Origin of the sequence: Mycobacterium sp. 155 (assembly GCF_000373905.1) — a bacterium.
In the GTDB taxonomy this organism is placed as follows: domain Bacteria; phylum Actinomycetota; class Actinomycetes; order Mycobacteriales; family Mycobacteriaceae; genus Mycobacterium.
In genome coordinates this window covers 3,597,978-3,615,942 of the sequence record NZ_KB892705.1, presented here as the reverse complement: position 1 = coordinate 3,615,942, position 17,965 = coordinate 3,597,978, and the positions used below count along the sequence as shown (strand labels likewise).

Below are 17,965 nucleotides of genomic sequence, written 5' to 3'. Positions count from 1 at the left end.
CTAGGATCGTGCCGTGAGCGGCAAGCGAGTAGCGAAGCGGATCGCGCGATGAGTGACGACAAGATGCTGGGGCGCATCGCCGCGCTGTTGCGTCAGGCGGAGGGCACCGACAACCAGCATGAGGCCGAGGCGTTCATGGCCGCGGCGCAGCGGCTGGCCACGGCCACCGCGATCGACTTGGCGTTGGCCCGGTCGCATTCAACCCAGCGCACCAAGGCCCAGCAGCCGGTGCAGCGCACGGTGACCATCGGGCAGGCCGGCGCCAAGGGTCTGCGCACCTATGTGCAGCTGTTCGTGATGATCGGGCTGGCCAACGACGTGAAATGCGATGTCGCGTCCAACTCGACGTTCGTCTACGCCTACGGATTCGCCGAGGACATCGACGCCACCCATGCGCTCTACACCAGCCTGGTGCTGCAGATGGTCAAGGCGTCGGAGTCCTACATCGCCTCCGGAGCGCACCGGCCCACCCCCACCATCACCGCCCGGCTGAACTTCCAGCTGGCCTTCGGTTCCCGCATCGGGCAGCGGCTGACGCACGCCCGAGAGGAGGCCAAGCAGGAGGCCGACCGCAACGACCGGCCCGGTACGGCTCTCGCCTTGCGAGACAAGGACATCGAATTGAAGAGCTTCTACCGGCAAGCCTCGCAGGCGCGCGGAACGTGGCGGGCGACCAGCGCGTCGGCGGGCTATTCTTCGGCAGCGCGCCGGGCCGGCGACCGGGCCGGACAGCGCGCCCGACTGGGGCCGAATCCAGAGTTGTCGGGCGCACGCGGCGCATTGGAGCAGTGACGGCCAGGGACACCCAGCGGGCCAAGGTGTATGCCGCGGAACAGTTCGTGCGCACCATGTTCGACCGTGCCGCACAACATAGTTCACGCGCCATCGACTTCTTCGGTACCTCGCTGACGCTGCCGCCGGAGGCAAAGTTCGGCTCGGTCGAGTCAGTGCAGCGCTATGTCGACGACGTGCTCGTCCGTATCGGTGCCCCGCCGGTGAGCGTTCGACCCCGCCGCGGCGCCGCGGCCGCACATTACGAGCTCGTCGACGGTGCGGCCGTCATCGCGGTACCTGAACGGAATTCGACGTGGGCGCTGCGTGAACTCGTGGTGTTGCACGAGTTGGCCCACCACCTGAGCCCCGTACCGCCGCCGCACGGGCCGGCCTTCGTCGCCACCTACTGCGAACTGTGCGAGACCATCATGGGACCGGAGGTCGGCCTGGTCCTGCGGATGGTCTATGCCAAAGAAGGCGTGCGTTGATCTAGCGTGGCGAACATGACCGAGCCCGCAGACGTCGACGCCATGTTCACCCAGCTGCTGCACACTGAGGACGACGCGCTGATCGCCGCGAGAGAATCTGCGACGACCGCCGGCATGCCCGCGATCGAGGTGTCTGCTCAGCACGGAAAGTTGTTGTCGCTGTTGGCCAGAGTGTCAGGGGCGCGCCGGGTACTGGAGATCGGCACGCTGGCGGGCTACAGCACCATCAACCTGGCCCGTGCTGTCGGCGAGGAGGGCAGCGTCGTCACCCTCGAATATGACCCCCGGCATGCCGAAGTGGCCCGGACCAACCTGCAGCGCGCCGGGGTAGCCGAGCGGGTCGACGTGGTCGTCGGGGCCGCGTTGGACACTCTGCCTCGGTTGGCCGAGCGGGGCTGGGGCTCCACGCAGACCTTCGACTTCATCTTCATCGACGCCGACAAGGAGAACAACGTCGCCTACGTCGAATGGGCCGTCAAGCTGGGCCATCCCGGGTCGATCATCGTGGTGGACAACGTAACTCGGTTCGGCCGCGTGCTGGCCCCGGCCGCCGACGACCATCAGGCCCGCGCGGTACGCGACATGCTGGAGATGATGGGCAATCATCCCCGGTTGGACACGGCGGCGATTCAGACCGTCGGCGCCAAGGGGTGGGACGGGTTCGCCGTCGCCGTCATCAGTTGAGCGCTCGTGTCAGTTGAGCGCTGGACCGGCGCGAGCGTGCGTGAACTGCTGCTGATTCGCGGTGTGCCGGGCAGCAGACGCGCACGCTCGCGGAGCCTAGGCGGGGGCGTTCGCTGGTTCCTTCTCCGCGGGCTTGGGCCATGGCGCCGGAACCGGTCGCTGACGTACCAATTGTGGCCACCAGAACCATTTTCCGAGTAGGGCGGCGATGGATGGGGTCATGAAGGATCGGATGACGAGGGTGTCGAAGAGCAGGCCGAGGCCGATGGTGGTGCCGACTTGGCCGATGACGGCGAGTTCGCTGACGGCCATGGACATCATGGTGAAGGCGAAGACGAGGCCGGCGGAGGTGACTACTGAGCCGGTGCCGCCCATGGCGCGGATGATGCCGGTGTTGAGGCCGGCGTGGATTTCTTCTTTGAATCGGGAGACCAGGAGCAGGTTGTAGTCGGCGCCGACGGCCAGCAGGATGATCACGGACATGGCCAGGACCATCCAGTGCAGTTCCAGGCCGATGAGGTGTTGCCAGATGAGTACTGAGAGGCCGAAGGATGCGCCCAGTGAGATGACGACGGTGCCGACGATGACGGCGGCGGCGACGACGCTGCGGGTGATGATGAGCATGATGATGAAGATCAGGCACAGTGAGGCGATGCCGGCGATCAGCAGGTCGTAGTTGGCGCCCTCCTGCATGTCGCTGAACATGGCCGCGGTGCCGCCGAGGTAGATCTTCGAGCCCTCCAGCGGCGTGCCTTTAATGGCTTCCTTGGCGGCCTGCTTGATCGGCTGGACGTGCGAGATGCCTTCGGGACTCATCGGATCGCCTTCGTGGCTGATGATGAACCGCACCGCATGCCCGTCCGGGGACAGGAACATTTTCATGCCGCGTTTGAAGTCGGGGTTGTCGAAGGCTTCCGGGGGCAGATAGAACGAATCGTCGTTCTTGGCTTTGTCGAACGCCTGACCCATGGCGGTGGAATTGTCCTGCATGGCGGCCATCTGATCCTGCAAACCACCCTGGGTGGCCTGCATGGTCTCCATCATGGTCTTCATCGACGTCATCGTCGCGATCATGGGCGGCATCAACGCGAGCATCTGCGGCAGCATCGCGTTGAGGTGATCCATGTCGGGGACGATGTCCTTGAAGTCGTCGGTCATGGTGTCGATGCCATCGAGCGCATCGAATACCGACCGCATGGCCTGACACATCGGGATGTCGTAGCAGTGCGGTTCCCAGTACAGGTAGTTGCGGATGGGCCGGAAGAAATCGTCGAAATCCGCGATGTGATCCCGCAATTCCTCGATGTCGGCGACCATGCCGTGCATCTTGCCGACCATGCTGTTCATGGTCTTCGACATATCGGTCATCAGAGCGATCATCCGAGTCATCGTGTCGATCATGGTCTGCATCTGCTCGGCCTGGACACCCATGTCCTTCATGCGGTCCTGCATGTACTTCTGGTTCATGGTCTGCGTGGTGCCCTGCATGCTGATGCTGAACGGGATCGAGGTGTGCTCGATCGGCGAGCCCTGTGGCCGGGTGATCGCCTGAACCCGCGATATGCCCGGCACCTGCACCACACGTTTGGCGATCCGCTCGATCACCAGGAAGTCCGCCGGGTTGCGCAGATCGTGGTCGCTCTCGATGAGCAGCAGCTCGGGGTTCATCCGGGCCTGGGAGAAGTGCCGGTCGGCGACCGTATACCCGGTGTTGGCCGGCAGATCTGTGGGCATGTATTTGCGGTCGTTGTAGTTCGTGCGGTACCCCGGCAGGGTCAGCAGTCCGATGAGGGAGAGTGCGATGGTGGCGATCAGGATCGGCCCGGGCCAGCGCACCACCGCGGCGCCGATCTTGCGCCAGCCGCGGATGCGCATGGCGCGCTTGGGTTCCAAGGTTTTGCCGAATTTGGTGGCCACCGTGATGATCGCCGGGCCCATCGTGAGCGCGACGACGACCACCGTGACCATGCCGATGGCCAGCGGGATACCCAGCGTCTGGAAATAGGGCAATCGGGTGAAGTGCAGGCAGAAGGTGGCACCCGCGATGGTCAGGCCCGAACCCAGCACCACATGCGCGGTGCCATGGAACATGGTGTAGTAGGCCGATTCTCGGTCTTCGCCGACGCTGCGGGCCTCTTGATATCGGCCGATGAGGAAGATCGCATAGTCCGTCGACGCCGCGATCGCCAGGGTCACCAGCAGGTTGGTGGCGAATGTCGAAAGCCCGATGATGTTGTAGTAGCCCAGGAACGCGATCATCCCGCGCGCGGCCGACAGTGACATCACGACCATCAACAAGGTCAAGATCACGGTGACGATCGAGCGGTATACCAGGAGCAGCATGGTGATGATGACCGTGAAGGTGATCGCTTCGATCATCTGCATGCTGCGGTTACCGGCGAGCTCCTGATCAGCCGACATCGCCGCGGGGCCGGTCACATACGCGTGCACGCCCGGTGGTGCTTGCACGCTTTTGACGATGTTTTCGGCGGCTTGGACCGATTCGTTGGCCAGTGCTTCGCCCTGGTTGCCGGCGGTGTAGACCTGCACGTAGGAGGCTTTGCCGTCGGAGCTCTGCGCGCCCGACGCGGTCAGCGGGTCGCCCCAGAAGTCCTGGACGTGTTCGATGTGCTTGGTGTCCGCGCGCAGCTTGGCCACGATCTGGTCGTAATAGTCGTGCGCGGCCTGGTCGAGGGCATGGTCGCTTTCCAGCACGATCATGACCGAGCTGTTCGACTTGAATTCGTCGAAGACCTGGCCGACGCGTTTCATCGCGATCATCGATGGGGCGTCGTCGGGGGTCATCGACACCGAGCGCATTTTCCCCACCTCTTCGAGCTGGGGGACGATCACGTTGAGTACCACGATGACGGCGATCCAGCCGAGGATGATCGGCAGTGCCAGGCGCCGGATCCACTTGGCGATACCGCTGCGGTCGGATGGCGACCCTGCCGGCACGGTCTCTGTCGGAGTGTCGTGGGTGGGGGTGCTCATGCAGATTTCACCAAGCAGAAAGTTTGGGCGTTGACGCCGGTGGAGGTGCGTTGATCTTTGAGTTCGTCGTCGACGGTGATCCGGCAGCTGATCATGTCACCGTTGCCTTGGGCCACGATGTTGGGAAACACCGATGGTGCGGTGCTCTGCAGGCGCAGTGTCCAGGGCAGGGACACCCCGTCGATGCGTTGTGGTTGGGCGTCGAGGTCGAGGTAGTTGACGTCGGCGGTGGCGCCGGGTTCCCCGGTGATCTCGTAGACCACGACCTTGGGGTCGAACGGCTTGGTGTCGTCGACTTTCGCGCTGGCGATCCCTGAGCCGTCACCGGCTCCGAAGAAGGTACGGACCCGCATCACGGTGAACGTCCCGATCGCCACCACCACCACGATGAGCACCGGAATCCAGAACCGTCTCAAGAGCTTCATGTTCGCTCAGCCTTTCGGGTGCGAGGCCAGCTGTCCTTGCCGTACGACAAGTGAAACCTATACAGTCGGCTAACTTCAATCAAGTCGGTTGGGTTATTGGTGGTGTGACGCGAGACGCCCTTGGGTAGGCTCCTGACGACGAAGGGACGAGTGTGGCGAAAGCCGTGGCACCGCGCGGGTTCGCGCGTGAACGGGTGCTGGAAGCTGCGCTCGCTTTGTTCGCAGAACACGGAGTCAACGGCACGTCCCTGCAGATGATCGCGGACCAACTCGGCGTCAGCAAGGCAGCCGTCTACTACCAATTCCACTCCAAGGACGAGATCGTCCTGGCCGTTGTGCAGCCGGTGTTCGACGACTTGTTCCGGCTGGTCAGGCTCGCCGAGACAATGTCGACACCCGATGCGCGACGTGAGGTCGCGATCAACGGCATGGTCGAACTCGCAGTACGCCACCGCAGGGTGACCGCCGTGTTCCACGGTGACCCGGCCATCGATAATTTGGTCAACAGCCGGGCCGACCTGGGCGAGATCATCGAGCAGCTCACCGTGATGCTGCTCGGCGATGACCCCGACATCACCACCCGGATCGTCGTCTCCCTGCTGGCATCCGGGATCTACGGCAGTGCAACCGATCCCAAGCTCAGCGACGTCGGTGACGCCGACCTGCAGCAGGTGCTCCTGGATTGCACGCAGCGGTTGCTGGCCACGCAACACGGAGGCGACGATCGCCGGGAGCTCGCTCCATCCCGGTGACCGGCGGCGAGCCGTTGGCGACGCCAGGCGTCATCGCCGCAGATGCTCGGCGGTATCGAGTGGTGGGTCGATAACGGTCCCTGTGAGCGTTTTGCGCCCTATCCTGACCTCGGGAAACCCGGTTTGCGAGGGGCGGTATGAGGCTGACGGGACGCAGCGATGAGCTCGGCGCCATCCGTCGAGTGCTGCACGGCAGCAAGCATTGCGGGGTGATGATCGTCGGCCCCGCAGGTGTGGGCAAGACCGCCCTGGCCCGCCAGGTGCTCAGCCAGGCCGCCACCACCGGCGACCGGACCAGCTGGTTCGTCGGCACCGAATCCGCCCGCTCGCTGCCTCTGGGTGCCTTCACGGGGGCCATCAGCCAGGACATGTGCGACCCGCTGCCCAGCGTTCGTAGGCTGATCGATTCCTTTGTCGCCCAACAACACCAACGGCGCAGCATCATCGGTGTCGATGACGCCCACCTGCTCGACGAGCTGTCCGCCCACGTGCTGCATCAGCTGGCCCAGACTCGCGGGGTGCGATTGGTGGTCACCGCCCGGACCGGCGGTACCGCTCCCGATGCCGTCATCGCCCTGTGGAAGGACGGCCTGCTGGCCCGGCTGGACTTGGAGCCACTCTCGGTCGAGGCCACGCGCGCGTTCATCGAGTCGACGCTCGACGGGCCCGTCGACAGCCGCAGCGCGCGACGGTTCTGGAAGCTCACCGGCGGCAACGCGCTGTATCTGCAGCAGGTGCTCAAAGACCAGATCGACGGCAAACGTCTGCGCCGGGTGGCCGGGGTGTGGATGTGGGACGGCGACCTGGCCGTCTCGCAGAGCATCACCGACATGGTTGGCAGCCACCTGGACCGGTTGCCGTCCGGCCCGGCCATGGTCGTCGACCTGTTGTCGCAATGCGAGCCTCTCGACGTCGACGTGCTGTGCGATCTCGTCGGTCGCGGGGATCTGGAGGCTGCCGAGACGCTGCGGGTGGTCACCGTCGAACGCAACGGGTCGCGGTTACAGGCCCGGCTGGCCCACCCGCTCTACGGCGAACTGCGTCGTTCCACCGCCGGTGAGATGTACCTGTCCGGGCTGCGGGGTCGGCTCGTCGAACGTCTTTCGTCGCAACCCGACGGGGATCTGCACGCCACGGTGCGGCGCGCACTGCTGATGCTCAGCTCGGACCTCAAGCCCGATCCGCAGCTTTACCTGGACGCCGCCCGGGCTGCGATGACGCTGCTGGATCCGCATTCCGCGGACCGGTTCGCCGCCGCGGCCGACGAGTGTGGCGCCTACGAGGCCGCGCCGATGCGTGCGATGTCGTTGCTGCTGCTCGGCCGAGGTGCCCAGGCGGAAACAGTGCTGGCTCAGATCGGTTCGGATGGACGGCCCGACGCCCATCACTGGGCGACGCTGCGCGCCGCCAACCTGACCTTCATGCTTGGCCGCCCCCGCGATGCGGCGGCCATCCTCGAGCAGTTGGCCGCCGGCCCGGAGTCGGACAGTGAGCGGATGGCCCGCACGGCGATCCAAGCTGCGGTCGACGCAGTGCTCGGGCATTGCGAAGCCGCGCGAGACGAAGCCCGCGCCGCGATCGCCTCGGGACTGCTCACGGACTACCACGCGATGGTCGCGGCAGTCGCACTGACGATGGCGCTGGGTGCGCTGGGCGAGGTCGACGATCTCACCGCGGTGGCCACCGACGCGATCGACCGGGCGACCACATCTTTCGAGTCGTCGCCGGCACGATTCTGGTTCGGCGGGGTGTACGCACGGGCCTGCCGGCTGACTGGGCGCATCGACGAATGTGTAAGCAACACCCGGCAATTGGCTGATTCCGCGCGGGATCTCCCCGGCCTGGCGCAGGCCAACCTGGCGTTCCTGCTCGGTCATGCCGAGTTGGCCCGCGGCGCGATAGCCGAGGCGGTCGGGTTGCTCCACGAGGCGCTCGCCGGAGTCGAAACACACGGTGGATCAACGGGATTGCGACCGGCCAGCTGTTTCGGCCTGGCCGAGGCGCACGGCAAGTTGGGGCAGGCCGACCAGGCGGCCGAGGCGTTGGCGCAGGCCAAGCAGTGGGTACCTGACGACTACGTCTACATGCAGACCAATCTCTCCCTGGCGACCGGCTGGGCCCTGGCCGCGGGCGGCTCGTTGACCGAGGCCGTCGGAGTCGTCCGCACTGCCGCTGTCCAGGCCCGCGAACGCTGTCAGCCCACCCATGAACTCGCCTGCCTGCAGGCCGCGACACAGTGGGGTGACGGCTCGGGTGCTGCCCGGGCCGCCGAACTGGCGGCCGAGTTGGCACTCCCGCTGGCCGATGCGGTTGCACGCCACGCCACGGCGCTGGCTGCCGGCGACGGGCCCGGCCTGCTGGACGCGTCGGCGCGGTATCAGGCGATCGGCGACCGTGTGACCGCCGCGGATGCCGCAGCCCAGGCCGCGGTTGCTTTCAGTGGTTCCGGACAAGGCAAGCGCGGCCTCTACGCCGCTGCGGTGGCTCGCCAACTCGCGACCGACTGCGGCGGCATATGCACGCCGGCCCTGCGTCATCCGGCAGGCCAACCGCTGACCCAGCGGCAGCGGGAGATTATCGAATTCGTTGTCGCCGGCCTGTCGAACCGGGAGATCGCTGAGCGGCTTGTGATGTCGGTGCGCAGCGTGGAAGGCCACCTGTACCGTGCGTGCCAACGGGTAGGGGCGAGCTCACGCGAGGAACTCGCCGCGATCGTGCGGGGCGGCTCTCGCGGGTAGTCGCGGCTGACGTTCACGGCGGCGATCTTGCCTGCTCCGACCTTTGCGAACGCGCGTAATCTGGTCAGTGATGGATGGGTGCGACAGGGCGGAAAACCCTTGTCGCGTAACGGAAGGGGTAGAAGATGGCCACGGTCCATTCGTCAATCGATCAACACCCCGACATCCTGGCGCTACGGGCCCGTTATGACCGCGTCGCCGAGTCGATGGCTGCGCAGGCGACCTTCGGCCTGACGTTGATGGCAGCGCTCTACGTCGCCTTGTCGCCGTGGATCATCGGGTACCAGGGCTTCACCCGGCTGTCGGCCAACGACTTGTTCGTCGGCGGCACCGTCGGGGTTCTGGCCCTGTGCTGCGGTTGCGCGCTCGACCGCAGCCACGGCATGACCTGGACACTGCCGTTCTTCGGTGTGTGGCTGGTCATTTCACCGTGGATCTATGTCAGCGGGCCGACCGCGGGCATGATCTGGTCGCACGTGCTCAGCGGTGCAGTGGTGTTTGTGCTCGGCCTGTACGCGACGTACCTCGGTATGCGCGTGCGCAATTCAGACGCGCGGCACGCCTGAGCCAGGCCCGGCGATATGGCGCGCCCGACGTCACCCCACCGGCTTGCGAGCGTGCGCGGAATGCTGGCGTCTTGCGGTGTGTTGGCCAACAGACGCGCACGCTCGCGGTGCAGGGGGGATCCTCTACGTGCAGACTGCGCCGACGGCGGCGGACTGCACCAGCTTGGTGTACTTGGCCAGCACGCCGGTCTTGTACCGCGGGGGTAGTGGCTCGAAACCAGCTTTCCGGGCTTCGAATTCGGCCTCGTCGACCAACACGTCGAGCGTGCCGTTGGCCACGTCGAGGCGGATCCGGTCACCGTCGCGCACGAACGCGATGGGTCCGCCGTCCACGGCCTCGGGGGCGATGTGCCCGACGCACAAGCCCGTCGTCCCGCCGGAGAACCGGCCGTCGGTCATCAGCAGCACATCCTTGCCCAGCCCGGCGCCCTTGATCGCGCCGGTGATGGCCAGCATCTCGCGCATGCCCGGTCCGCCCTTGGGGCCCTCGTAGCGGATGACGACGACGTCGCCATGGGTGATGGTGCCGTCCTCCAGCGCGTCCAGGGCAGCCCGCTCGCGCTCGAAAACCCTTGCGGTGCCCTCGAACACATCGGAGTCGAAGCCCGCTGACTTCACCACGGCGCCCTCGGGGGCCAGCGAGCCGTGCAGGATGGTGATGCCGCCGGTCGGGTGGATCGGGTTGTCAAGAGCGCGTAACACCTTGCCGTCCGGATCCGGCGGGGCGATGTGCGCGAGGTTCTCGGCCATCGTCTGGCCGGTGACGGTCAGGCAATCACCGTGCAGCAGACCGGCATCCAGCAGCGCGCGCATCACCACGGGCACACCGCCGATCTCGTCGACGTCCTTCATGACGTGGCTGCCGAACGGTTTCACGTCGGCCAGGTGCGGCACCTTGTTGCCGATGCGGGTGAAATCGGCCAGGGTCAGATCAACCTCGGCCTCGCGGGCGATGGCCAGCAGGTGCAGCACCGCATTGGTGGACCCGCCGAAGGCCATGACCACCGCGATGGCGTTCTCGAAAGCGTCTTTGGTCAAGATGTCGCGGGCGGTGATCCCGCGCCGCAGCAGTTCGACGACGGCGTGGCCGGACTTGCGGGCGAACTCCTCGCGCCGCTTGTCCACGGCCACCGGTGAGGCGCTGCCGGGCAGCGACATCCCGAGGGCCTCTGCCGCCGATGCCATGGTGTTGGCGGTGTACATGCCACCACACGCACCCTCACCCGGACAGATCGCGCGTTCGATGATGTCGACGTCCTCGCGCGACATCAACCCACGCGCGCACGCGCCGACCGCCTCGAAGGCGTCGATGATCGTGACTTCCTTCTCGGTGCCGTCGGTCAGCTTGGCGACGCCGGGCATGATCGAGCCGTTGTAGAAGAAGACACTTGCCAGGTCGAGCCGGGCCGCCGCCATGAGCATGCCGGGGATCGACTTGTCGCAGCCGGCCAGCAGCACGGTGCCGTCCAGGCGTTCGGCCTGCACCACGGTCTCGACGCTGTCGGCGATCACCTCGCGGCTCACGAGTGAGAAGTGCATGCCTTCATGACCCATCGAGATGCCGTCGGACACCGAGATTGTGCCGAACTCGAGCGGGTAACCCCCGGCCTCGTGCACGCCGTCCTTGACGGACTGGGCGAGCCGCTGCAGCGACATGTTGCACGGGGTGATCTCGTTCCACGACGATCCAACGCCGATCTGCGGCTTGCCCCAGTCGTCGTCGCCCATTCCTACCGCGCGGAGCATTCCCCGGGCCGCGGCCTTCTCCAGGCCGTCGGTGACGTCGCGGCTGCGCGGCTTGATGTCCGGGGATGAGCCGCTTGCGCGAAGACCAGAATTCGACGATGAGCCGCTTGCACGAAGACCAGAATCCGGGTTTGAGTCTGAGGGCATGCATGCAGTATGCCCGTGCCGTTTCTCCCGGCCAAACCAGTATTCATACCCCGGAGGGGTACCGGTATGCTGGTCTGATGGATGGGACTGAGGGCTCTGGGGCAAACGGTGGCTCGCCGCCCCAAGCTCATGGTTACTCGGCCCAGAAGGAGAACTACGCCAAACGGCTGCGCCGGATCGAGGGCCAGGTCCGCGGCATCGCGAAAATGATCGACGAGGACAAGTACTGCATCGACGTCCTCACCCAGATCAGCGCCGTCAACAGCGCGCTGCAGTCGGTGGCGCTGGGGCTCCTCGACGAGCACCTCGGCCACTGTGTCACGCGGGCTGTCGCCGAGGGTGGGGACGAGGCCGAGGCCAAACTCGCCGAGGCGTCCGCCGCGATCGCGCGCCTGGTGCGGTCCTAACTGCCGAGTTCGCGCTCGATGCGCTGCACTTTCGCGGTGAGCTGGCCGGTGTAGCCCGGGCGAATGTCGGCCTTGAGCACCACGCTGACGCGCGGGGACACCGCTGCCACAGCCTCGACGGCGCGCTTGACGACCGCCATGACCTCGTCCCACTCACCCTCGATGTTGGTGAACATCGCGTTGGTCTCGTTGGGCAGGCCTGATTCGCGGACCACCCGTACGGCCTCGGCCACGGCGGCGCCTACTCCGCCGGACTCATCACCGCCCGTGGGGCTGACACTGAAGGCGACAATCATGTCGCGCTCCTAGTGCTTGCTGTACAGAGTCGGGCGTACCACCAGGACCACGCGGTCGGCGACATCCGGCGGCACCTCGGTCAGCGAGCCGCTGTAGCGGTCGTTGAGCTTGAGGAAGAACTCCGCCTTCGGATCCGGGACGATCTCCTCGACCACACCCCGAACCTCCAGGTAGCGGTACGGATTGTCGGGATCGTGGATCGACATCGCGACCTCGGGGTGCGCCGTCACGTTGCGATATTTCTGCCGCTTGGTGGTGTGGGTGAAGCGCAGCCGCGAACCGTCCCAGTCGTACCACATCGGATTCACCTGAGGCGTGCCGTCCGGCCGGGTGGTAGCCAGATGACCGAACAACGGCCGATCGAGCAGGTCTTCAAACCCCTGCGGTACAGCAACCATTACGCATCCTTTCGGTTCGGTTGTCCGAAACTGCAACGCCAAGCCGTTACCGTGGCATCCCACCATGACCGTCGAGTTGTCGTCGACACCCACCCGCCCGTGGACCGTGCGCGTCGCCGTATCGCTCACGGTGCTGGCGGCATCGGCGTTCATCTACGTCACCGCCGAGATTCTGCCGGTCGGCGCGCTGCCGGTGATCGCCGCGGATCTGCGGGTCAGCGAAGGTCTGGTCGGCAGCCTGATGGCCTGCTATGCATTGGTCGCGGCGGCCACCACGGTGGGGTTGGTGCGGCTGACCGCGTACTGGCCGCGGCGCCGCACATTGCTTGCGACGCTGGTGTGTCTGACTGTGTCCCAAGCGGTTTCAGCTGTCGCGCCGAGCTTCGCGGTGCTGGCCGGCGGCCGGATGCTGTGCGCGCTCACGCACGGTCTGATGTGGTCGGTCATCGCGCCGATCGGTGCGCGGCTGGTGCCGCCCAGCCATGCCGGCCGGGCCACCGCGGCGGTCTACGTCGGTACGGGTCTGGCCCTGGTCGCGGGCAATCCGCTGACCGCGGCGATGAGCGAACTGTGGGGTTGGCGGTCGGCCGTTGCCGTGCTGGCAGCCGCCGCGGCGGTGGTGACGCTCGCGGCGTTGGTGACGTTGCCGCCGATGCCGGTAGCCCGCGACGACGTGCGGGCCAGGCCGGTGCATCACCGCAACACCCGGTTGATGACGCTGTCGGCGTTGACGTTCATCGGGGTCACCGGGCACTTCATCGCCTACACGTTCATCGTGGTGATCATCCGGGACGTGGTCGGCGTGCACGGTCCGCAGCTCGCGTGGCTGCTGGCCGGTTACGGCGTCGCCGGTCTCGTCGCGATGGCCGCTATGGCCCGGCCCCTGGACCACTGGCCCAAGGCTTCGGTGGTCGCGTGCTTGGCTGCGTTGGCCGCCGCCCTGACGGCATTGACGACGCTGGCGTTCGGTGGAAGCGCCGACCTGTCGATGGTGCTGGTCGGGGTGGCTGCCGTAGTGGTGTGGGGTGCCGCGTCGACGGCATTGCCGCCCATGCTTCAGGCGTCGGCGATGCGCACGTCGCCCGAGGATCCGGACGGGGCGTCCGGGCGCTACGTGGCCGCATTCCAGGTCGGCATCATGGCCGGTTCGCTGGCCGGAGGCGTGATCTACGACAACGCCGGCCTGCCCGTCATGATCGCTGCCGCCGCCGCGCTGATCATCGTCGCGATGGTCGGAGTGCTGGCCACCCGCGGCCTCTTCAGGGTTTCCTGCGTGACCGACGGGAAGTAACGCCTGACACGTGTGCGACGACTGACAGTGCAGTTCAGCGCCGTGATGCGGCCGGAGCCGGGGCGTGACGGCCTCTCTAGGCAGTAGCTGGTCTCTGCGCTGTGCGACACTGGAACGAGTTCTGCTGTCTGGAGGTAACCTATGCCGAAATCGGCAAAACGCGGACTGATCACGGTTTTCATGGCCGCGGGATTGGTCGGCGGGCTTGTGTTGAGCCCGTCCGCACTGGCGGAGCCCGACTCGTCACCGGTGCCCGTCGACCCAGCTTTCCCGCCGCCACCCCCGGGTGTGCTGCCTGCGCCTGACGCGAATGCGGCGGCCGACCCGCTTGCGCCGGGCGCACAACCGGGGGCCGTTGCACCGGCGGTCACCCACTACGGAGCCCCTGCGGTCATCTCCGGCGATACCCCGGCCGGCCAGAACCCGACGCCGTACACCGGCGACCCGGTGTTCCTGCCGCCCACCTTCAACCCGGTCAACGGATCGATGGTGGGAGTGGCCAAGCCGATCTACATCCAGTTCCAGCGGCCCATCGCCGACCGCAAGATGGCCGAGGACGCGATTCACATCTCGTCGAACCCGCCGGTTCCGGGCCGGTTCTACTGGGTCAACGACACTCAGGTGCGCTGGCGGCCCCAGGATTTCTGGCCGGCCAACACTGTGGTGAACATCGACGCGGCGGGCACCAAGTCCAGCTTCCGCGTCGGTGACTACCTGGTGGCCACGGTCGACGACAAGACCCATCAGATGGAGATTATGCGCAACGGGAAGCTGGAGAAGACGTTCCCGGTGTCGATGGGCAAGCCCGACGGCAAACACGAGACCAAGAACGGTACCTACTACGTGCTGGAGAAGTTCCCCAGCATCGTCATGGACTCGTCGACCTACGGCGTGCCGAACACGTCGCCGGAGGGTTACAAACTGACGGTGCAGGACGCGGTCCGCATCGACAACAGCGGTGCGTTCGTGCACAGCGCCCCGTGGTCGGTGGCCGACCAAGGCAAGCGCAACGTGAGCCACGGCTGCATCAACTTGAGCCCGGAGAACGCGCAGTGGTTCTACGACAACTTCGGCAGCGGCGATCCGGTCGTGGTCAAGAACTCCACGGGCCTGTACAACCAGCCCGACGGTGCGTCTGACTGGCAGATCTTCTAAGAGCTAAGCCGGCTGGTGACGCGTCACCAGCCGGCTTATGGTCCACTGAGGGTCGGATGTGATTCGAAAGGGCGAACGGGCCTTTTACCGACGAACTGACTCACGCACGATCGTGGCTATCCGCAAACACGCTGGCGTACAACAAGGTTGGCCGGTTGGAGTCTGGGATCAGATGAAGCCGAACCCGGGGAAGCCGTAGAATTCCTCTTCGCCGGGATACACGCTGGGTGTTGCGTCGATTTGGGAATTGCCCTCGGACGCGCAGTCGGTGGTCTGTCCACCCGCTATCGAGCTGCCACCCGTCACCTCGCATTGCGGCAGCAGTGAGGGATCGGCACCAGCGACCGGCGCGCCCAACAGTGCAACCGCCGCGCCGACCGCTGCGGCACTCCCAATGAAGATCTTGCGAACCTGGGGCATTTGCGTGGATTCCTTTCGTTTAGGTGCGAATCATAGCCACAGCAACCGTGCACCCGCGGGTTTACGGCGAACCCGTGCACTTCTATTGTCGCGCACGTTAAGGTTACGGCCAAACATAAGCCACACTGTTCGTGAGCTGGATACGATCGATTGAGGAGTCCCATGAATCCTGTAACGCGTTGGCTATGCCGCACGACCGTGGTGGCAGTGAGTGGTGGCGCGGTGATCCTAGGCGCATCGGCAACCGCATCCGCCGAGCCGCCGCCGCCGAACTGCACGACCGCTGACGTGGTCGCGGTGATGTCAGGTGTCTCGACGGACATGGCCGCATACCTGTTCACCCACCCAGACGTCAACGCTTTCTTCACCGGACTTCAGGGACAGTCCAAGTCGGCGGCGGCTCAGCAGACAAAGGACTATCTCAACAAGAATCCGCAGGTGCACGCCGAGATGGACGCCATTCGTAAGCCTGCGGTGGACTTGCGCAATCGCTGCAACATCCCGATCAAGGCTGACATCTCTAACGTGATCTGACATCGGCTCCGCCGCCCTGCGGCAACGCCCGTAATTCGGGACGCGACTGCGTCATTCAAGACACAGAGCCGCACTTCCTCGGCTGAAGAAGTGCGGCTCTGTGTCTGCCCGCGGGGAGTCAGTTCCAGATGTGCACGCGCTGCCCGGGATCGAGGTATAGCGCGTCGGTCTCAGAGACCTCGAACGCATCGTAGAACGAATCGATGTTGCGGATGACGCCGTTGCAGCGGAACTCCGGCGGTGAATGCGGATCGACTGCCAACCGCCGGATCGCTTCGGCGTCACGGGATTTGGTGCGCCACACCTGCGCCCAGCCGTAGAAAACCCGTTGCACACCAGTCAGCCCGTCGAGCACAGGTGCTTCCTCGCCCTTGAGCGACAGCCCATAGGCCAGCAGCGCGATAGACAGCCCGCCAAGATCTCCGATGTTCTCACCGACGGTGAAGGCGCCGTTCACATGGTGGCCGGCATCCAGCCCGCGTGGGGTGAACTTTTCATACTGCTCGATCAAAGCCTTTGTCCGGAGCCCGAATTCGGTCCGGTCGGCATCGGTCCACCAATCCACCAGGTTGCCGTCACCGTCGTACTTGGCGCCCTGGTCGTCGAAACCGTGGCCGATCTCGTGGCCGATGACGGCGCCGATCCCACCGTAGTTGGCGGCGTCGTCGGCGTCGGCATCGAAGAACGGCGGCTGCAAAATGGCTGCGGGGAACACGATTTCGTTCATGCCGGGGTTGTAGTAGGCGTTGACCGTCTGCGGCGTCATGAACCATTCGTCGCGATCCACCGGCTGACCGAGCTTGGCAAGTTCCCGGTCGGAGTTCACCAGGTTGCCCCGCCGGTAGTTGCCGTACAGATCGTCACGCCCGATCACCAGCGCCGAATAGTCCCGCCAGCGTGCGGGATAGCCGATCTTGGGCGTGAACTTATCGAGCTTGTCCAGCGCCTTGGCTCTGGTCTCGGGCGTCATCCAGGCCAGATTGGTGATGCTGACGCGGTAGGCCTCCCGCAGGTTCGCCACCAGCTCGTCCATCCGGGCTTTGGCCTCCGGCGGAAAGTAACGCTGCACATAGAGTTTGCCCAGCGAGTCGCCCATCAGGTTCTCCACCACCGACACCGCGCGCTTCCACCGGTCGCGGATCTGCTCGGTGCCGCTCAACGTGCGGCCGTAGAACGCGAAATCCTCGGCCACCAGGTCGTCGGTGAGCAACCCCGCGCGGCCGTGGATGACCCGCCAGCGGGCCCACGCCTTCCAGTCTTCGAGATCCTCACTGGACCACAGGGCGGCGAACGTTGTCAGATAGTCGGGCTGGCGCACGACCAGCTCAGCCACCGTCTCCGGCGTCGTTCCCAGCGCGCGAACCCAGCCGGACCAGTCGAAGCCGGGTGAGTCGGCGGGCAGCTCCGCGAACGTGCGCAAGTTGTAGGTCAGGTCGGCGTCGCGACGCTTCACCACATCCCAGTGCGCGGCGGCCAGTTTGGACTCCAGCGCCACGATGCGGGCGGCGATTTCGGCGGAATCACCGACAGCGTCTCCATAGACCAGGCGGAACATCCGCGCGATGTGCTCCGGATAGGCCGCCAGGATCTTGGCGTGCTGCTCGTCGCGGTAGTACGACTCGTCGGGCAGCCCGAGGCCGGACTGGCTGACGTGCAGTAGGTAGCGCGTCGAATCCTTGGAATCGGTGTCGATGTAGACGCCGGCGCCGCCACCCACGCCGGTGCGCTGCAGTGCACCGAGCACCGCGGCCAACTCATCGGCCGTGGTGGCCGCATCGATGGTGGCGAGCTCGTCGAGCAGCGGGGTCAGCCCGCGCGCGGCGATGGTCTGCTCGTCCATAAAGCTCGCGTACAGATCGCCGATACGCTGCTCGTCGGTGCCGCTCGCGGCATCCTTTTTACTGGCCTCGGTGATCAGGTCGCGGATCTGTTCCTCGGCCCGGTCGTAGAGGGATCGGAACGCGCCGTCGGTGGCCCGGTCTGCGGGAATCTCGTACTCAGTCAGCCAGCGACCGTTGACGTGGCCGAATAGATCATCCTGGGGGCGGGCCTGGGCGTCGACATGGCTCAGGTCTATACCGGACTTGATAGCTTGCTCCGTCACCCCGACATTCTTCCAGACCCCTCGGCGGTGCCCTGGACCTTGCGG

At 65.7% G+C, this 17,965-nt stretch carries 17 protein-coding genes; 10 read left to right on the top strand and 7 right to left on the bottom strand.

The annotated features are described in order from the left end of the window. Window positions 1-48 precede the first annotated feature (48 nt). From B133_RS0117180 to B133_RS0117170, 3 genes are read left to right on the top strand one after another with little or no spacing between them, the layout of a single operon-like run. Window positions 49-792 (top strand): DUF2786 domain-containing protein, encoded by a 744-nt coding sequence (locus tag B133_RS0117180; protein WP_018602780.1) that lies wholly within the window; start codon window positions 49-51, stop codon window positions 790-792. Further along, complete coding sequence (locus B133_RS0117175; RefSeq protein WP_018602779.1) at window positions 789-1,262, top strand: TIGR04338 family metallohydrolase; 474 nt, start codon at window positions 789-791, stop codon at window positions 1,260-1,262. The genes B133_RS0117180 and B133_RS0117175 overlap by 4 nt, the downstream gene beginning before the upstream one ends. A gap of 15 nt (window positions 1,263-1,277) precedes the next feature. Then, window positions 1,278-1,946: an O-methyltransferase gene (locus B133_RS0117170; RefSeq protein ID WP_018602778.1), complete on the top strand. Its 669-nt coding sequence runs from the start codon at window positions 1,278-1,280 to the stop codon at window positions 1,944-1,946. 96 nt (window positions 1,947-2,042) lie between these two features. On the opposite strand, the gene B133_RS0117165 is transcribed toward B133_RS0117170, so the two are convergent. After that, window positions 2,043-4,940, bottom strand: coding sequence for an RND family transporter (locus B133_RS0117165; RefSeq protein WP_018602777.1), 2,898 nt, complete (start codon window positions 4,938-4,940; stop codon window positions 2,043-2,045). Then, window positions 4,937-5,365 carry an MmpS family transport accessory protein gene (locus B133_RS0117160; protein ID WP_018602775.1) on the bottom strand — a complete coding sequence of 143 codons (429 nt, stop codon included), beginning with the start codon at window positions 5,363-5,365 and terminating at the stop codon, window positions 4,937-4,939. The genes B133_RS0117165 and B133_RS0117160 overlap by 4 nt, the downstream gene beginning before the upstream one ends. A 152-nt stretch (window positions 5,366-5,517) precedes the next feature. Here B133_RS0117160 and B133_RS0117155 point away from each other — a divergent pair, with 152 nt between their 5' ends. From B133_RS0117155 to B133_RS0117145, 3 genes are all read left to right on the top strand, one after another. Continuing rightward, on the top strand, window positions 5,518-6,117 hold the full coding sequence (locus tag B133_RS0117155; RefSeq protein ID WP_018602773.1) for a TetR/AcrR family transcriptional regulator: 600 nt from the start codon (window positions 5,518-5,520) through the stop codon (window positions 6,115-6,117). Between the two features lie 137 nt (window positions 6,118-6,254). Then, the gene (locus B133_RS0117150; protein ID WP_051088063.1) at window positions 6,255-8,855 is read left to right on the top strand and encodes a LuxR C-terminal-related transcriptional regulator; all 2,601 of its coding nucleotides are present in this window, start codon (window positions 6,255-6,257) and stop codon (window positions 8,853-8,855) included. 125 nt (window positions 8,856-8,980) lie between these two features. Continuing rightward, entirely contained in the window at window positions 8,981-9,421 is a 441-nt protein-coding gene (locus tag B133_RS0117145; protein ID WP_018602768.1) for an SPW repeat protein, read from the top strand. A gap of 123 nt (window positions 9,422-9,544) precedes the next feature. On the opposite strand, the gene ilvD is transcribed toward B133_RS0117145, so the two are convergent. Beyond that, complete coding sequence (gene ilvD, locus B133_RS0117140; RefSeq protein WP_026256542.1) at window positions 9,545-11,314, bottom strand: dihydroxy-acid dehydratase; 1,770 nt, start codon at window positions 11,312-11,314, stop codon at window positions 9,545-9,547. Window positions 11,315-11,391: 77 nt separating this feature from the next. On the opposite strand from ilvD, the gene B133_RS0117135 reads away from it, so the two are divergent. Then, window positions 11,392-11,721 (top strand): metal-sensitive transcriptional regulator, encoded by a 330-nt coding sequence (locus tag B133_RS0117135; protein ID WP_026256541.1) that lies wholly within the window; start codon window positions 11,392-11,394, stop codon window positions 11,719-11,721. Here B133_RS0117135 and B133_RS0117130 read toward each other — a convergent pair. Further along, window positions 11,718-12,017: a thiamine-binding protein gene (locus B133_RS0117130; protein WP_018602765.1), complete on the bottom strand. Its 300-nt coding sequence runs from the start codon at window positions 12,015-12,017 to the stop codon at window positions 11,718-11,720. The two genes, B133_RS0117135 and B133_RS0117130, sit on opposite strands and share 4 nt — an antisense overlap. Before the next feature lie 9 nt (window positions 12,018-12,026). Then, window positions 12,027-12,416 (bottom strand): PPOX class F420-dependent oxidoreductase, encoded by a 390-nt coding sequence (locus B133_RS0117125; protein WP_018602764.1) that lies wholly within the window; start codon window positions 12,414-12,416, stop codon window positions 12,027-12,029. 64 nt (window positions 12,417-12,480) lie between these two features. Here B133_RS0117125 and B133_RS0117120 point away from each other — a divergent pair, with 64 nt between their 5' ends. Both B133_RS0117120 and B133_RS0117115 read left to right on the top strand, forming a co-directional pair. Continuing rightward, the gene (locus B133_RS0117120) at window positions 12,481-13,707 is read left to right on the top strand and encodes an MFS transporter (RefSeq protein WP_018602763.1); all 1,227 of its coding nucleotides are present in this window, start codon (window positions 12,481-12,483) and stop codon (window positions 13,705-13,707) included. A gap of 141 nt (window positions 13,708-13,848) precedes the next feature. Beyond that, window positions 13,849-14,862, top strand: a complete 1,014-nt coding sequence (locus B133_RS0117115) for a L,D-transpeptidase family protein (RefSeq protein WP_018602762.1) — start codon at window positions 13,849-13,851, stop codon at window positions 14,860-14,862. A gap of 168 nt (window positions 14,863-15,030) precedes the next feature. Here B133_RS0117115 and B133_RS0117110 read toward each other — a convergent pair whose 3' ends face one another. Continuing rightward, window positions 15,031-15,282 (bottom strand): hypothetical protein, encoded by a 252-nt coding sequence (locus B133_RS0117110; RefSeq protein ID WP_018602761.1) that lies wholly within the window; start codon window positions 15,280-15,282, stop codon window positions 15,031-15,033. 162 nt (window positions 15,283-15,444) lie between these two features. Between B133_RS0117110 and B133_RS0117105 the strand changes: the two genes are divergently transcribed. Beyond that, window positions 15,445-15,816, top strand: a complete 372-nt coding sequence (locus B133_RS0117105; RefSeq protein ID WP_026256539.1) for a heme-binding protein — start codon at window positions 15,445-15,447, stop codon at window positions 15,814-15,816. Window positions 15,817-15,934: 118 nt separating this feature from the next. On the opposite strand, the gene B133_RS0117100 is transcribed toward B133_RS0117105, so the two are convergent. Beyond that, a complete protein-coding gene (locus B133_RS0117100) occupies window positions 15,935-17,920 on the bottom strand; it encodes a M13 family metallopeptidase (protein WP_018602759.1) in 1,986 nt (661 codons plus the stop codon). Window positions 17,921-17,965: the final 45 nt, after the last annotated feature.

What these genes read in the sequence shown, in the direction of transcription:
- B133_RS0117125 (WP_018602764.1), bottom strand. Translation starts at nt 12,416, where the DNA reads ATGGTTGCTGTACCGCAGGGGTTTGAAGACCTGCTCGATCGGCCGTTG.
- B133_RS0117170 (WP_018602778.1), top strand. Translation starts at nt 1,278, where the DNA reads ATGACCGAGCCCGCAGACGTCGACGCCATGTTCACCCAGCTGCTGCAC.
- B133_RS0117150 (WP_051088063.1), top strand. Translation starts at nt 6,255, where the DNA reads ATGAGGCTGACGGGACGCAGCGATGAGCTCGGCGCCATCCGTCGAGTG.
- B133_RS0117145 (WP_018602768.1), top strand. Translation starts at nt 8,981, where the DNA reads ATGGCCACGGTCCATTCGTCAATCGATCAACACCCCGACATCCTGGCG.
- B133_RS0117120 (WP_018602763.1), top strand. Translation starts at nt 12,481, where the DNA reads ATGACCGTCGAGTTGTCGTCGACACCCACCCGCCCGTGGACCGTGCGC.
- B133_RS0117135 (WP_026256541.1), top strand. Translation starts at nt 11,392, where the DNA reads ATGGATGGGACTGAGGGCTCTGGGGCAAACGGTGGCTCGCCGCCCCAA.
- B133_RS0117160 (WP_018602775.1), bottom strand. Translation starts at nt 5,365, where the DNA reads ATGAAGCTCTTGAGACGGTTCTGGATTCCGGTGCTCATCGTGGTGGTG.
- B133_RS0117110 (WP_018602761.1), bottom strand. Translation starts at nt 15,282, where the DNA reads ATGCCCCAGGTTCGCAAGATCTTCATTGGGAGTGCCGCAGCGGTCGGC.
- B133_RS0117130 (WP_018602765.1), bottom strand. Translation starts at nt 12,017, where the DNA reads ATGATTGTCGCCTTCAGTGTCAGCCCCACGGGCGGTGATGAGTCCGGC.
- B133_RS0117165 (WP_018602777.1), bottom strand. Translation starts at nt 4,940, where the DNA reads ATGAGCACCCCCACCCACGACACTCCGACAGAGACCGTGCCGGCAGGG.
- B133_RS0117180 (WP_018602780.1), top strand. Translation starts at nt 49, where the DNA reads ATGAGTGACGACAAGATGCTGGGGCGCATCGCCGCGCTGTTGCGTCAG.
- B133_RS0117115 (WP_018602762.1), top strand. Translation starts at nt 13,849, where the DNA reads ATGCCGAAATCGGCAAAACGCGGACTGATCACGGTTTTCATGGCCGCG.
- B133_RS0117105 (WP_026256539.1), top strand. Translation starts at nt 15,445, where the DNA reads ATGAATCCTGTAACGCGTTGGCTATGCCGCACGACCGTGGTGGCAGTG.
- ilvD (WP_026256542.1), bottom strand. Translation starts at nt 11,314, where the DNA reads ATGCCCTCAGACTCAAACCCGGATTCTGGTCTTCGTGCAAGCGGCTCA.